The organism is Brooklawnia propionicigenes, from assembly GCF_030297015.1.
In the GTDB taxonomy this organism is placed as follows: Bacteria; Actinomycetota; Actinomycetes; order Propionibacteriales; family Propionibacteriaceae; genus Brooklawnia; species Brooklawnia propionicigenes.
The window spans coordinates 399,569-412,717 of sequence record NZ_AP028056.1 but is presented as its reverse complement, the minus strand read 5'-3'; the positions used below and the strand labels follow the sequence as shown (position 1 = coordinate 412,717).

Below are 13,149 nucleotides of genomic sequence, written 5' to 3'. Positions count from 1 at the left end.
GTCCGGTCTCAGACGCCCGACGCAGGTCAGTCTGCTGCTCTGTTGGAAGGCGAGCGAACTCGTCAATGGCGAGCGTTTGCGGGCTGGCTGCGGCGATTACCGCCAATGGGCGTGGCTGTGGCATGATTGTCAGGTTGCTCTGCCGAATCGGCTCCTGCCACAGGGGGATTGATCGGAACGGCTGGGCCCGCGTACACGCTCTACCGCGAGGTGACCTGTGGCACCGACGAGGAAACATTATGAATCCGATCATTGCTGAGTTCGACAAGGCCTCGGTCCGCAGTGACATCCCCGAATTCCGTCCAGGCGATTCGGTGCGGGTGCACGTGAAGGTTGTTGAAGGCAACAAGTCCCGTATCCAGGTTTTCGCCGGCGTTGTGATCGCCCGCACCGGTTCGGGTGTGCAGGAAGCCTTCGTCGTCCGCAAGGTCTCCTACGGAACCGGCGTGGAACGTACCTTCCCGCTGCACTCGCCGATCATCGACCACATCGAGGTCGAGCGTCGTGGCGATGTGCGCCGCGCCAAGCTGTACTACCTGCGCGGTCTGCGCGGCAAGGCTGCCAAGATCAAGGAGCGCCGCGACTGACAGTCGCACACGTCTCACCGCAGTCCCGGCCATCCTCACTGGTGGCCGGGACTTCGCTTCGTCAGGCCATAAGATAGGACGCGGTCGTTGAGCGAGGAGTCGAGGCATGGGTCGTAGACGCAAGGGTGACGAACAGGTCGCCGAAGTGGACGACCTGGATGCACCTCCGGCTCGCAGACCCTCGAAGTTCAATCAGGTTGTGACGTTCGCGGGCGAGACCCTGCTGGCGATCCTGGTGACTCTGGTGATCACGGCACTGCTGAGGGTCTTCGTCTTTCAGGTCTTTCAGGTTCCCAGCGGCTCGATGGAAGAGACCCTTGAACTCAAGGACCGGATCGTCGCCATGCGTGTGTCGGATTTCGAACGGGGTGACATCGTCGTCTTCGAGGATCCGGACGCCATGTGGATGGGTGTGCAGCCGGCTTCGACCAACCCGGTTCGTGAGGTGCTCGAGGCGCTCTATCTGCTGCCTGACAGCAGCCAGGGCTATCTGGTGAAGCGGGTCATCGGCATGCCGGGCGACCATGTGGCTTGCTGCGATCAGCAGGGCCGAGTGACGATCAACGATGTGGCCATCGACGAGAGTTCGTACCTCTACAAGGACGCCAGTGGCTTGAGCGTGGCGCCATCCGATACGCCGTTCGACGTGATCGTTCCGGCCGATCGCATCTTCGTCCTGGGCGACCATCGCGACCGTTCGGGTGATTCCCGGCTTCACATGTGCGAAGCGACCCACAACGGGGTACCCGCAGGTATGTATGGTTTCATCCCGATCGGCAACGTCGTGGGTCCGGTGGTCGCCGTTGTGGCGCCGCTGAATCGCATCACGACCTTCTCAGTTCCGCAGACATTCGCCGGCGTGCCCGACGCGGTGGATGATCCGCCGGCCGCGCCGGTGCTGGGAGAGGGGTCCTGCGGAGGCTGATGTCCACTATTCGTCCCGGTAAGGGGATCTTCGGTTACGAGCGCGCGTTGTGGCGGGCCGGTTTCGATCTGGTGGCCGGTGCCGACGAGGCCGGGCGGGGCGCCTGCGCGGGCCCGCTGGTGGCGGGGGCAGTCATCCTGGACGAGCGTGCGGTGCGTCATCTGGACGGGCTGAACGACTCGAAGTTGCTCAGCGCCGCAACGCGCGAGCGCTTGTACGACGAGATCGTGGCCTGCGCGCTGGCCTGGTCTGCGGTTGAGGTTTCGCCGTCGGAATGCGACCAGCTCGGCATGCACGAGGCCGACCTGCAGGGCCTGCGGCGGGCACTGCTGCGGCTTGATCCGCAGCCGGGGTTCGCCCTGACCGACGGTTTCGCGGTGAGCGGCCTGGCCTGCCCAGGCCTGGCCGTGTGGAAAGGCGATCAGGTGGCGGCGTGCGTTGCGGCCGCGTCCATCATCGCCAAGGTCACCAGAGACCGCATCATGATCGACTATGACGCCCAGTACGAGGGCTACGGTTTCGCCGAGCACAAGGGCTACTGCACTGCCGAACACCAGCGGCGATTGGAAGACCTGGGGCCGTGCCCGATACACCGGCTGCGGTATGAGAACGTTCAGGCAGCGGCTAGAGTGGCTTCACAATGAGCAGTGACGATCTGGAAGCCTACGAGGCCAAGCTGGAACTCGACCTGTACCGCGAGTACAAGGACGTGGTCGACATCTTCACCTACGCGGTGGAGACGGAGCGGCGTTTCTACTTGTGCAACCAGGTCGATCTCAAGGTGCGCACCGAGGGTGGCGACGTCTACTACGAGGTCTCCATGGGTGATGCCTGGGTGTGGGACATGTACCGTCCGGCGCGATTCGTGAAGTCGGCGAAGGTGCTCACCTTCCGCGACGTTTCGATCGAAGAGATCCAGCACCGCGAGCTTGAGGTCCCCGACCAGGAGTGAACCTCGTCCGGGACCGATCCCGCGCAGCCCCTGAGATGGCCCGCCGAGATTTTCCTGTGGATAACTGAACGATCGGTGACACGGTTACCAATCATTCATCTCGAAGGAGAGGTGGATGATGCGACGTTCGGATTCGGCACTCGACAACAGAAAACAACTCGGCGGCTGGGGCGAAGACCTCGCGGCTGATTACCTGATGAGTCTCGGCTGGGTGGTCACCGACCGCAACTGGCGCTGCTCGGTCGGCGAGATCGACCTGGCATGCCTTGAGCCCTGCAGTGGGGACCTGCCCAACGGAGTCATCGTCGAGGTCAAATGCCGTAGCGGAACAGGTTTTGGTGATCCGCTGGAGGCAATCACCTACGCCAAACGACAACGGCTGCGCCAGCTCGCTACCAGCTGGCGGCGGGCCAGTGGCCTTGCGGTCTCGAGTCTGCGGGTCGACGCCGTCGGCATCCTCAAACTGCCGGGTTCGGCTCCGCTGATCAGGCATGTGCGAGGTGTGGCATGAGCACCGCAAGCGCCTGGTCGGTGGCGCTGCTGGGGATGGAAGGCACGCTGGTCGAGGTCGAGGCCGCGATCGGCGGTGGGCTGCCCCGTACAGTGCTGGTGGGCCTGCCGGATACTGCGCTCTACGAGGCGAGGGACCGCTGCCGGGCGGCAGTGGCCGGTGCTGGTCTGGCCTGGCCGAACCAGCTGCTGACCATCAATCTGACTCCCGCAAGCCTGCCGAAGGCCGGCTCGCACTATGACCTGGCGATCGTCGCTGCGATCCTGGCGGCCAGCGACGTGGTGCCGCGTCGCATAGCGGCGTCCAGCGTGCTGGTCGGCGAACTGGGCCTGGATGGGCGAGTGCGCGAAGTCCGCGGCGTGTTGCCCGCGCTGCTGGCCGCCCGCGAAGTCGGTTTCGGGACGGCCATCGTACCTGCCGGGCAGGTGGCAGAGGCGCAGCTGGTTGCTGGGATCACGGTTTGGGGGGTCGGTTGCCTGGCCGATCTGATCGAGGTGCTGCACGGGCGTCCGGTGCTGGGCGCCGGGCCGGAGCCCGCCCCAGCCGAGCCGCGGCCGTGCGCCTACGCTCCCGACCTGGCCGATGTGCGGGGTCAACGGGAGGCCTGTTGGGCGATGGAGGTGGCCGCGGCCGGAGGACACCACATCCTCCTGCACGGGGCGCCGGGGGTCGGCAAGTCGATGCTGGCCGAACGGCTGCCGGGCCTGCTGCCCGACCTGAGCATTGAAGAGGCGCTGGAGGTTTCGGCGGTGCACTCCCTTGCCGGGCACTCGTTGAATGATGGCTTGATCAGGCGTCCGCCTTATTCAAGTCCGCACCACAATGCGTCGATGGCCGCGATGGTGGGCGGCGGGGCGCGGGTGGCTCGTCCGGGAGCCATCTCATTGGCTCACCGCGGGGTGCTCTTCCTCGACGAGGCGCCGGAATTCAGTGTCCGGGTACTCGATGCATTGCGCACGCCCATGGAGACGGGGAAGGTGACGATCGCCCGCTCGGGCAGCCAGGTCTGCTACCCCGCGCGCTTCCAGCTGGTGATGGCCGCCAACCCGTGCCAGTGCGGCATGCTCGGGGTGCCGGGAGCAAACTGCAGCTGCACCCCGATGAGCCTGCGCCGCTACAACGAGCGGCTGAGCGGGCCCATCCTCGATCGGATCGACATTCATCACCGGTTGTTGCCGTCGCTGGTTGTGTCGAGCGACGTGACGGCGGGGGAGGCGAGTGCGACAGTCGCCGCGCGGGTGGCGGTGGCCCGCGAGCGGCAGTCGTCGCGATTGCGGGAGCTGCCTTGGCGGTTGAACGGCGACCTCCCCGGGGCCGAACTACGCAAGCTGCCGCACCCGCAGGGTATGTCGCTGCTGGACGATGCGGTGCGTTCGGGACGACTGAGCGCACGAGGGGTCGACAAGGTGCTGCGCATCGCCTGGACGCTGGCGGACCTGGATGCCCGCGACCGGATCACGCGGGCACATCTGGCGGCGGCGCTGGGGCTGCGGCAAGACAGCTGGAGGTGTGCGGCATGACTGACTGGGATGACGAGCGGCTCGCCCGGGCGGTGCTGACTCTGGTCTGCGAGCCGGGGCATCTCAAGCTGTCTCGACTGATCTCGGCGCATGGTGCGGCGGCGACGGTGGATGCGCTGCGACGAAGCGGAGACGAATCGGCCTGGGCGCAGCGCGCAAAGAAGGCCGACGAAGCGGCGCTGAGGCGCAACGCCGAGGCCGCGGGACTGCGATTCCTGATCCCAGGCGACCCGGAGTGGCCGGCCCGGCTGGACGATCTCGGAAACGCAGTCGAGGTGCAGGGGCTCGGCGGGATACCGGTGGGTTTGTGGGCGGCCGGGCCGCTGCGGGTGAACGAGGCGGCGGCACGCAGCGTTGCCGTTGTTGGTGCCAGGGCAGCGACCCGCTATGGCGAGGCAGTGGCCGGTGACCTGGCCGCGGGGCTGGCACGCGAATCCAATGGCTACGTCGTGGTCTCCGGTGGTGCCTACGGGATTGATGCTGCCGCGCACCGGGGTGCGCTCGCCAGCCAAGGTGAGTCGATCGGGATCTATGCGGGTGGGCTCGACGAGGCGTATCCGCGAGGCAACGGCAGGCTCTTCGAGGAGCTGAAGGCCGAGCATCTGGTGATCTCGGAGATGGCGCCGGGGATCAGGGTGACCAGGGCTGCGTTCTTGGCCAGGAATCGGCTGATCGCCGCACTCACGATAGGAACGGTAGTGGTCGAGGCGGCTGCCAGGTCGGGCGCGCGCAACACTGCGAGTTGGGCGAGCGAGCTTGGACGCGAGGTGATGGCGGTGCCCGGATCGGTGCATTCGGCGATGTCGGCCGGCTGTCACCGGCTCATCCGTGACGGTCAGGCGACGCTGGTTTCCGATGTGGACGATGTGCGGGCATTGCTCGCGCCGATGGGGCTCGGACCGGCCCTCGCCGACCGCGGCCCCGATCGGATGCTGGATTCGGTTGATCCCGAACTGCTGGCTGTGCGGGAGTCGATGCCGGCCAGGTCGGGGATCAGTGTGCCCGAACTGGCCGCGAAGTGCGGGCAGCCCGTGCCGCGAATCGTCGGGGCTTTGGTTGAGCTCGAGGTATTGGGATTGGTGGCACAAGACCAGACGGGCGCATGGCGGCTCAAGCGGTCGGCGCGCGCGTCCTGAATCCCGAAGGGGGCTCAGTTGGACCGGCGCGCTGGAATGGGAGCCATGAAGCTCACTGTTCCGATCGACGAAGACGGCCAGGTGGACTCCCGTTTCGGGAGGGCAGCTCGAATGGCTGTCGGCACCGTGACTGATGGCGGCCAACTGGCAGACTGGCAGGTATACGACGTCGGCTGGGATGTACTGCACGACCAGAGCGCGCATGGCCAGCATCATGCGCGAGTCGTGCGCTTTCTCAAGGACAACGAGATCGATCGGGTCGTCTTCGTCCAGGCAGGCCAGTCGATGTTGCACACCATCGACAAGATGGGTCTGCTGCTGGTTCAGGCTCCCGTGATGGACGCGAAAGACGCCATTCTGCAGGCGGCGGCTCTTCAGGAGGGCTGAGCGAGTTGGGGTCATGGGCCGGTCGGCGCCCGGCGAACGGATGAGGCATGCCGTGGAGCTGGCCCACGGACGGTCGTCGGACGCCGTGGGGCCGCGTGACGTGCCCGATCTTCGCTGGCGGGTTATCCACAGATGCGTGCGGGTGGCTTGACGCTGGCAGTGGGGTAGCTGAGACTGATGGTGCCTTGTCGTTTTGGTTTTCACCCCCGGGAGATCAGATGCACCGCTCCGTTTTCGCCGTCGTCGCTTTGGCGGTGTCGCTCGTGCTGGCGGGTTGTTCGCCGGGTGGGGTGGACGAGAGCCCCGATTCGCCTTCACCTTCGGTCTCTGTGCCGGCGCCGCCGAGTTCGGTCAATGCCGAGACGGAGGCGTTGTATGCCGAGGCGGAGTACGTGTTCCTGCAATCCATGGAGTTTCGGTATCGATTCGAACGGGATGGCGACTACACCAGTTTCCCGGAAGAGCTAGGCGACTTGTTGGCTGATCCCTTCTTGGCGTCGGTCCGTCAGCTCTATGACTATGGCCAACAACATGGCCTACATGGTCAGGCGGGAACACAACCGAAGCTGGCGATAAGACCGTATCCAGGCGCCAGCAAGGATGGTTCGGAAGTCGCATTGAGGGTCTGCCTAGACACGACGGAGGCTCCTGCGCTGGATGCCGACGGCCAGGTGTTCTCGGAGGGCGGGCTGTTCTTCATGGAGTTGTTCTTCAAGCATGTCGACGGCAGGTTGAAGCTCTTCAGCGGAACCACGACGGAGATCGAGCAATGCCCATTCGACTGAGTTACGGGTTTGCGACGCTTCTGTGTGCGGCGGCCTTGAGTGCCCTGCCGGTCGCGGTGGCTCACGCTGACTGCGTCAGCGCGCAGGGTGCCTACGGGAGTATTCAGACTTGCTCGGGTGGCTCGTCGCTGGACGTCAGTGCCGGAGCCACGGCCCCGGGTTCTTCGTCTGGTTCTTCTGGTGGTGTGGCGCCGGCGTCGTCGGTGCCGGTTCCGGAGGGTGCTGTGGTGGTGGGTGGGGTGGTGGTGTGTGTGCCGAATCCGGGTGAGGCGTGTTTGACGCCGATTCCGGTTGCTCCGGGGGCTGGTGGTGTTGATGTGGCGGCTTCGGCTCGGTCGGCGGCTGCGTCGTTGGGTGTTCCTGTTCCGGTGATTGGGTTGTCTCCGGAGCCGTCGGGTAACCGGTGGGGTGCGTTGGGTGTGGGTCTGCCGATTTGGGCGTGGGTGGATGATCCGGGTTCGTTGAGTGCGTCGGCTAGTCAGGATGGCATTGATGTTTCGTTGAGTGCGTCGCGGGGGTCGGTGGTCTTTGATTGGGGTGATGGGACGTCGTCGACGTGTACTCAGATGGTGCAGCGTCCGGTTGGGGTGGATCCGTTGATGCCGTCGCCTGTGTGTGGGCATGCCTATCTGAAGGCGGGGGATTACACGATTACGGCGACGTCGTCGTGGGATGTGTTGTGGCAGGCGTTGGGTCAGCAGGGTCGGGTGGGGTTGTCGTCGTCGGCGACGTATCAGATGCCGATCCGAGAGTTCGTCACCGTCGTCATCGGCTGAAGCCCGCGTGGACCCGTAAGGGGCGCGATGCACGGGTCGGCGGGATCGCCTTGCCTTCCGTCATTCGGTAGTGCGGCGTGCTCCCGGATGGCGCGATTTCTTGTAGGCCTCAACGGCTTTGCGCGTGCTGAGCCACTGGCCGTCGCTGCGTTGGTGAGCGTCGAGTCGTCCACGTTTGGCCGCAGCGCGCAGCGCGACGAGACTGAGGTCATGCTCGACGAGCGAGGCCAGAGGCACAAGCTTCGCAGGCCCGGCGACGTTGGGGAGGATGAAGCGGTTGAGGTTGTCGATCATCCCTCTGGCCAAGATCTCACCAAGGGGACCGAAGTCGCCCCCGTCGGCGCGCTGCATGGCCCGCAGATATGCGGCGCGTTGCTCCTTGAGGACTACGACCGGCGGATAGCCGAGACGGACCAGCACCAAGTTCAATGCGAGTCTGCCGGCACGGCCGTTGCCGTCAATGAAGGGGTGGATTCGCTCGAAGTGATTGTGGGCTTCGGCCAGGAGTTCGGGCAAATTGGCGCCGCCGCTGAGCCGAGTGGGGATCTCATTGATGGTGGTGACCCATTCGTCCAACAGGGAGGGCACCAGCGGCCATGACGGTGGTGTCATGCCTTCCTCAAAGGGGTGGATGTCATGGCGTCGGAAGTTGCCGGGCGATTCGGCGTCGGTTGCATCCGGATGTGGGGAAACTTGCCATACCAGTGTCATGGCCAAGTAGTGGATGTGCCGGACTTCCTGGAGGGTGATCAAGGCGTTGGCGGTTCTGTCGCCTGCACCCAAAGCCTCTCGATAGACCCAGGAGGCGGCGTCTCCGTAACCCTTGACCTCCATGTACTCGCGCAGAGGTTTGGCACCGACGGCCTTGCCCTGGTCAAGTAGGGTCTCGACCTCACGCAGGACGAGGGTGTTGCCCTCGAGGGCGGTGGAGTGGTGCGCCTCCAGATGCCAGATGTCGGCCCACACATAGGCCGATTCCTCAGGGGACGGCAGCCCCCCGAACCGGTTGCGGAGTTCGGTCAGCTGGCTATCGAGCCGGGCATAGACCGTCGCGCGCGACGGGCGTCCTCTCACTGTCGCACCTCCATCTCCTTGTTCATGTGAATGAGTAGCTAAATGAACTAAACAAACTTTATCCCCCGAGGCGCCTTGTTCACCGGTCGATGCAAGAGAGCGAACGGAATCACCTGGATGCGCGCCGTAGCGGGAGCACGCTTTGAGATGGCATTGACCAGCCCCGTTGCGCATCACGGATGTTGTCTGCTGCGAGAGCTCTTCGCTGGCGGGTTATCCACAGATGCGTGCGGGTGGCTTGACGCTTGTTGTGGGGTAGCTGAGACTGATGGTGCCTTGTCGTTTTGGTTTTCACCCCCGGGAGATCAGATGCACCGCTCCGTTTTCGCCGTTGTCGCTTTGGCGGTGTCACTCGTGCTGGCGGGTTGCTCGTCGGATGGGGTGGACGAGAGCCCCGGTTCGCCGTCTCCTTCAGTCTCTGTGCCGGCGCCGCCGAGTTCGGTCGATGCAGAGATGGACGCGTTATACGCTGAGGCGGAGAGCGTGTTCATGAGCTCACTTGAGTTGCGAGATCAATTTGAGTTGCGCGGCGACTACAGCGAGTTCCCAGCGGAACTCCAAGACTTCGTGGCTGACCCGTATCTTTCCTGGCTACGCGAGACCTTCGAATTCATGAAGGAGAAACGGTGGCGCGCGCCAGAAGGCGCGGAGCCAGTGCTCACCTTGCGGCCCTACCCAGGGGTTAGCAGAGACGGATCCGAGGTTGCTCTCCAAGCGTGCATGGATACTCGCGCAACGCCAGCCCTCGATGAGCAGGGGCAGGTCGTGTCGGAGGGTGCGATCGGATACCTGGAGCTCTACTTCAAGCGGTATGACGACAAGCTGAAGCTCTTCTACGGAACAACGAACAAGGTGGAAGTGTGTCCACTTTCTTGAAGTCTGGCCCTGCGATCGCGCTGTGCATGGTCGTCGCAGGTTTGCTCCCGGTAGCTGCTGCGCATGGGTGTGATGGCTCGTACAACATGCTCGGAGGAATAGAGACCTGCACCAATGGATCGGAAGTCGAAGTGAATGCAGGGATCTCGGCCCCGGGTTCGTCGTCTGGTTCTTCTGGTGGTGTGGCGCCGGCGTCGTCGGTGCCGGTTCCGGAGGGTGCTGTGGTGGTGGGTGGGGTGGTGGTGTGTGTGCCGAATCCGGGTGAGGCGTGTTTGACGCCGATTCCGGTTGCTCCGGGGGCTGGTGGTGTTGATGTGGCGGCTTCGGCTCGGTCGGCGGCTGCGTCGTTGGGTGTTCCTGCTCCGGTGATTGGGTTGTCTCCGGAGCCGTCGGGTAACCGGTGGGGTGCGTTGGGTGTGGGTCTGCCGATTTGGGCGTGGGTGGATGATCCGGGTTCGTTGAGTGCGTCGGCTAGTCAGGATGGCATTGATGTTTCGTTGAGTGCGTCGCGGGGGTCGGTGGTCTTTGATTGGGGTGATGGGACGTCGTCGACGTGTACTCAGATGGTGCAGCGTCCGGTTGGGGTGGATCCGTTGATGCCGTCGCCTGTGTGTGGGCATGCCTATCTGAAGGCGGGGGATTACACGATTACGGCGACGTCGTCGTGGGATGTGTTGTGGCAGGCGTTGGGTCAGCAGGGTCGGGTGGGGTTGTCGTCGTCGGCGACGTATCAGATGCCGATCCGAGAGTTCGTCACCGTCGTCATCGGCTGAACCCCTGCTCGCTTGGCGCACCCGGTCGCCGGAGAGCCTCAACGGCACGAGGCGCGATGTTGACCTCGACTGACAGCCCCGGCACCGATGACTTGGCCCAGCCCGGCAGTAAAATGACTGGACAATTGCTGGATGGCAACGTGGCTGAAGGACCCAGCTCGAAGCCAATCACCATTCGTCCTCGATCGCCGCAGCGCTGCTCTTGAGCGGCACTACAGCAACGACGCGATGTCCCGTCCGAGTTCGCGGTCACGCGTTCTTCGACCGGCTGCACGGCGCGCCCAGTCCCGAGCCGATCATCGACATGAGCATCTCGACAGTAGAACCACCTGACACCCGACGGCTCGGTCTCCAGCATCGTCTTCTTCGACGATTGTGGTTAACCACTGATGGGGGAGGAATCCCATGTCAACAGAACAGTCATCTGCTCACTTGCGCAAACTGATCGAGTCGGTGAAGGCCGACTGGCGGGGAACGCACCGGAAGCTACCCGATCCGGCGATCTTCGCGCTTCAGGACGAACGGGTCGTCGCTGCGATCGAGAGCAGGTTCGCCAGCGGCGTGCGGCTTACTGACATCCGCCAGCTCGAGTACAACTTCGCAACCGGACTCAACGCCCTGGTCTTCGACTTCGACCGGGCCGCCGACGATCTCGCGTCGCTGGCCACGGACGCATTCCTCGTCCTGCTCAACGGCGACGGAGCAGTGGTCGCCCTCGTCGATCCTTTCGATCCGGTGCAGCCGAACAAGTACGTCCCACCGCTCCCGACCACCGGGGAACAACCGTTCGTCCTGGAGCGGCCTTCCGCCACCGACACGGTCGCCTTCGAGGATGCCGCGGTGGGCCAGGCCGAGGCCCGGGCACGCGCGTTCATGTCGAGGCTGGGCGTGGTGGACGGCCTGCTCATCAACACCACCTGGTGTGACTACGCGACTCACACCCCGGTCGGGTGGAAGAGCGATCGCACCTCCGATGACTGCGCTCCCATCGACACCATCCTGACGTGACCTCGAGCGATCAGCGCCCCGTGCTGATCGTGGCGCCCACCGAAGACGTTCATGCCCGAGCGGTCGCCGCCGTGCTCGACCGCGATTTCGCCGTGCCCGCGGTGATCTGGGATCGGGCCACACTACCCAGGGACACCGCCATCGATTTTCGGGTGGGTGCCGCCGGCAGTACCGCGCAGCTGCACACCGACGCGGGCGACTTCCCATTGGACGACTTCCGCAGCGTCTGGTGGCGCCGGGCGCTCGGATTCGAGATCGACCCGGCGGTGAGCGACCCGCGCGTCCGCAGGTACTGCGCCACCGAATGCGATGCCTTCGTCAAGGGCGTCACCAGATCGCTGGCCGTTCCGTTCGTCAACGATCCATTCGCCGAGATCGTCGCGTCCCGGAAGCCGTTCCAGCTCGTTACTGCCAGCCGACTCGGAATCCCGATTCCAGAGACGCTGGTGACAAACAATCCGGCCGCGGTGACCGATTTCTGGCAGGCCCACCACGGCGATTGCATCTACAAGCCGCTGAACGCGCCCGACTGGACGCTGCCGGAGACCCGCGTCCTCACCCAGGACGACCTGACACATCTGGTAAAGCTGCGGCACGCGCCGATGATCGTCCAGGAGAAGATCGAGAAGGGAGTCGACGTCCGGGTGAACATCTTCGGCTCGCAGGTGTTCGCCTGCGAATTCGACTCTGCGTTGCCCGAGGCGCAGCTCGACTGGCGTCTCGACCTGACCGCGCAGTGGCGCGCGCATGACCTGCCAACCGCGCTCGGCGACCGACTTGTCGACCTGTTGCGAGTGCTGGGCCTGCACTATGGCTGCATCGATCTGCGACGTCAGCCGGACGGAGAGTACCGATTCTTCGAGGTCAACCCCTCGGGTCAGTTCCTGTTCGCCGAGATCGACACCGGCCAACCGCTGCTGAACGCCCTGGCGACCCTTCTCGTGGCGCAGGAGGCAGCCGCTTTCGAGCACCACCCAGAACCATCCGTTCGAGTTTGAGGAGCATGCAATGAACACCAGCCACGATGATCATCCCGATCCGACGGTGAATCCACTGGTCAGCGAAATGTTGGCCGCTGGGAAGGACCAGACCACGAGCATTGAGGGCTTTGTGGGCAAGGTCGAGGCAGGCATGGTCCGGATCTACGCCAATCTGGGGCTGAATCACTACATCGAGGTGCCCGAGGCCGCTCTCGTCCGCGTGGTGGAAGCGCGCGATCCGAAGGGGCCGGCCGTGTTGATACTGCGACGCGACGTGCCGATCACCTACGTCCAGACACACCACAGGGCCGGGATCTCGGTCAGCCAGTCCATCACCACCAGCATCGACGCGCTGAGCGCCATCGACATCGGTGACGTGAATGCGGCGCACGACTGTGGTTGCGGGCCGGTCCCGGCGCAGGCGATGGCGCGGCAATCGGGCGGCGGGCCCGAGGTGTCGATCTGTACCTGGAGTTGCCAGGAACGGGCGCTGCAGTGTCTGGCACGCAGTGGCCCTCTCACGTCGCTGTGGTGCTACCTCAACTACGGCCTGTGCCGGGTGGGCTGTGAGATTCCGCCGGTCATTTATGTCTGAGGCCACGAGACGCACTTGGCGTGATGCCTGCTGAGCCCGGGCCGCAATTGGTCACTCCGCACAGGTCGGTCCTGGTCCCATGGCCACCTAGAATGCAGCATCAACGCAGTTCCACGACCTTCGGTTTGCAGCTTGCGGCAGCTGAGGGCCCACAGTGATCAGGACCTCGTCCAGGAGTTGTCGCCCTCGGCGTGCGTCGCCTGATCTTGGCGCGGCTCGGCTTGATCGTGAGCCTCCCGCTTGGCCTCAAGGTCGACCACGGAG

General features: G+C 64.5%; 16 protein-coding genes. 15 read left to right on the top strand and 1 reads right to left on the bottom strand.

All coding sequences use genetic code 11. The features are described from left to right. Nucleotides 1–239: 239 nt before the first annotated feature. The 10 genes from rplS to QUE25_RS01860 all read left to right on the top strand — a co-directional run bounded on the left by rplS (nucleotide 240) and on the right by QUE25_RS01860 (nucleotide 7,579). Complete coding sequence (rplS, locus tag QUE25_RS01905; protein WP_286267038.1) at nucleotides 240–587, top strand: 50S ribosomal protein L19; 348 nt, start codon at nucleotides 240–242, stop codon at nucleotides 585–587. A gap of 106 nt (nucleotides 588–693) precedes the next feature. After that, on the top strand, nucleotides 694–1,512 hold the full coding sequence (gene lepB, locus QUE25_RS01900; protein ID WP_286267036.1) for a signal peptidase I: 819 nt from the start codon (nucleotides 694–696) through the stop codon (nucleotides 1,510–1,512). Then, entirely contained in the window at nucleotides 1,512–2,156 is a 645-nt protein-coding gene (locus tag QUE25_RS01895; RefSeq protein ID WP_286267034.1) for a ribonuclease HII, read from the top strand. The genes lepB and QUE25_RS01895 overlap by 1 nt, the downstream gene beginning before the upstream one ends. Next, entirely contained in the window at nucleotides 2,153–2,464 is a 312-nt protein-coding gene (locus tag QUE25_RS01890) for a DUF2469 domain-containing protein (RefSeq protein WP_286267032.1), read from the top strand. Before QUE25_RS01895 ends, QUE25_RS01890 begins: the two co-directional genes overlap by 4 nt. A 115-nt stretch (nucleotides 2,465–2,579) precedes the next feature. Then, nucleotides 2,580–2,975 (top strand): YraN family protein, encoded by a 396-nt coding sequence (locus tag QUE25_RS01885; RefSeq protein ID WP_286267030.1) that lies wholly within the window; start codon nucleotides 2,580–2,582, stop codon nucleotides 2,973–2,975. After that, nucleotides 2,972–4,495 (top strand): YifB family Mg chelatase-like AAA ATPase, encoded by a 1,524-nt coding sequence (locus QUE25_RS01880; RefSeq protein WP_483413703.1) that lies wholly within the window; start codon nucleotides 2,972–2,974, stop codon nucleotides 4,493–4,495. Before QUE25_RS01885 ends, QUE25_RS01880 begins: the two co-directional genes overlap by 4 nt. Next, nucleotides 4,492–5,631, top strand: coding sequence for a DNA-processing protein DprA (gene dprA, locus QUE25_RS01875; protein ID WP_286267028.1), 1,140 nt, complete (start codon nucleotides 4,492–4,494; stop codon nucleotides 5,629–5,631). Before QUE25_RS01880 ends, dprA begins: the two co-directional genes overlap by 4 nt. 45 nt (nucleotides 5,632–5,676) lie before the next feature. Beyond that, the gene (locus QUE25_RS01870; RefSeq protein ID WP_286267025.1) at nucleotides 5,677–6,018 is read left to right on the top strand and encodes a NifB/NifX family molybdenum-iron cluster-binding protein; all 342 of its coding nucleotides are present in this window, start codon (nucleotides 5,677–5,679) and stop codon (nucleotides 6,016–6,018) included. A gap of 218 nt (nucleotides 6,019–6,236) precedes the next feature. Further along, the gene (locus QUE25_RS01865; RefSeq protein ID WP_286267023.1) at nucleotides 6,237–6,803 is read left to right on the top strand and encodes a hypothetical protein; all 567 of its coding nucleotides are present in this window, start codon (nucleotides 6,237–6,239) and stop codon (nucleotides 6,801–6,803) included. 599 nt (nucleotides 6,804–7,402) lie between these two features. Beyond that, nucleotides 7,403–7,579 (top strand): hypothetical protein, encoded by a 177-nt coding sequence (locus tag QUE25_RS01860; protein ID WP_286267021.1) that lies wholly within the window; start codon nucleotides 7,403–7,405, stop codon nucleotides 7,577–7,579. A 60-nt stretch (nucleotides 7,580–7,639) separates the two neighbouring features. On the opposite strand, the gene QUE25_RS01855 is transcribed toward QUE25_RS01860, so the two are convergent. Continuing rightward, the gene (locus QUE25_RS01855; RefSeq protein WP_286267020.1) at nucleotides 7,640–8,653 is read right to left on the bottom strand and encodes a Fic family protein; all 1,014 of its coding nucleotides are present in this window, start codon (nucleotides 8,651–8,653) and stop codon (nucleotides 7,640–7,642) included. 309 nt (nucleotides 8,654–8,962) lie between these two features. On the opposite strand from QUE25_RS01855, the gene QUE25_RS01850 reads away from it, so the two are divergent. From QUE25_RS01850 to QUE25_RS01830, 5 genes are all read left to right on the top strand, one after another. Continuing rightward, nucleotides 8,963–9,529 carry a hypothetical protein gene (locus tag QUE25_RS01850; RefSeq protein WP_286267018.1) on the top strand — a complete coding sequence of 189 codons (567 nt, stop codon included), beginning with the start codon at nucleotides 8,963–8,965 and terminating at the stop codon, nucleotides 9,527–9,529. Then, nucleotides 9,514–10,302, top strand: a complete 789-nt coding sequence (locus tag QUE25_RS01845; RefSeq protein ID WP_286267016.1) for a hypothetical protein — start codon at nucleotides 9,514–9,516, stop codon at nucleotides 10,300–10,302. The genes QUE25_RS01850 and QUE25_RS01845 overlap by 16 nt, the downstream gene beginning before the upstream one ends. A gap of 405 nt (nucleotides 10,303–10,707) precedes the next feature. Next, entirely contained in the window at nucleotides 10,708–11,310 is a 603-nt protein-coding gene (locus QUE25_RS01840; protein WP_286267014.1) for a hypothetical protein, read from the top strand. After that, nucleotides 11,307–12,308, top strand: a complete 1,002-nt coding sequence (locus QUE25_RS01835) for an MvdC/MvdD family ATP grasp protein (RefSeq protein ID WP_286267012.1) — start codon at nucleotides 11,307–11,309, stop codon at nucleotides 12,306–12,308. Before QUE25_RS01840 ends, QUE25_RS01835 begins: the two co-directional genes overlap by 4 nt. Before the next feature lie 10 nt (nucleotides 12,309–12,318). Next, entirely contained in the window at nucleotides 12,319–12,885 is a 567-nt protein-coding gene (locus tag QUE25_RS01830) for a hypothetical protein (protein ID WP_286267010.1), read from the top strand. Nucleotides 12,886–13,149: the final 264 nt, after the last annotated feature.

Coding starts and splice junctions, on each gene's coding strand:
- QUE25_RS01870 (WP_286267025.1), top strand. CDS start 5,677: ATGAAGCTCACTGTTCCGATCGACGAAGACGGCCAGGTGGACTCCCGT.
- QUE25_RS01830 (WP_286267010.1), top strand. CDS start 12,319: ATGAACACCAGCCACGATGATCATCCCGATCCGACGGTGAATCCACTG.
- QUE25_RS01895 (WP_286267034.1), top strand. CDS start 1,512: ATGTCCACTATTCGTCCCGGTAAGGGGATCTTCGGTTACGAGCGCGCG.
- QUE25_RS01840 (WP_286267014.1), top strand. CDS start 10,708: ATGTCAACAGAACAGTCATCTGCTCACTTGCGCAAACTGATCGAGTCG.
- QUE25_RS01880 (WP_483413703.1), top strand. CDS start 2,972: ATGAGCACCGCAAGCGCCTGGTCGGTGGCGCTGCTGGGGATGGAAGGC.
- QUE25_RS01890 (WP_286267032.1), top strand. CDS start 2,153: ATGAGCAGTGACGATCTGGAAGCCTACGAGGCCAAGCTGGAACTCGAC.
- QUE25_RS01865 (WP_286267023.1), top strand. CDS start 6,237: ATGCACCGCTCCGTTTTCGCCGTCGTCGCTTTGGCGGTGTCGCTCGTG.
- QUE25_RS01885 (WP_286267030.1), top strand. CDS start 2,580: ATGATGCGACGTTCGGATTCGGCACTCGACAACAGAAAACAACTCGGC.
- rplS (WP_286267038.1), top strand. CDS start 240: ATGAATCCGATCATTGCTGAGTTCGACAAGGCCTCGGTCCGCAGTGAC.
- QUE25_RS01850 (WP_286267018.1), top strand. CDS start 8,963: ATGCACCGCTCCGTTTTCGCCGTTGTCGCTTTGGCGGTGTCACTCGTG.
- QUE25_RS01860 (WP_286267021.1), top strand. CDS start 7,403: ATGCCGTCGCCTGTGTGTGGGCATGCCTATCTGAAGGCGGGGGATTAC.
- lepB (WP_286267036.1), top strand. CDS start 694: ATGGGTCGTAGACGCAAGGGTGACGAACAGGTCGCCGAAGTGGACGAC.
- dprA (WP_286267028.1), top strand. CDS start 4,492: ATGACTGACTGGGATGACGAGCGGCTCGCCCGGGCGGTGCTGACTCTG.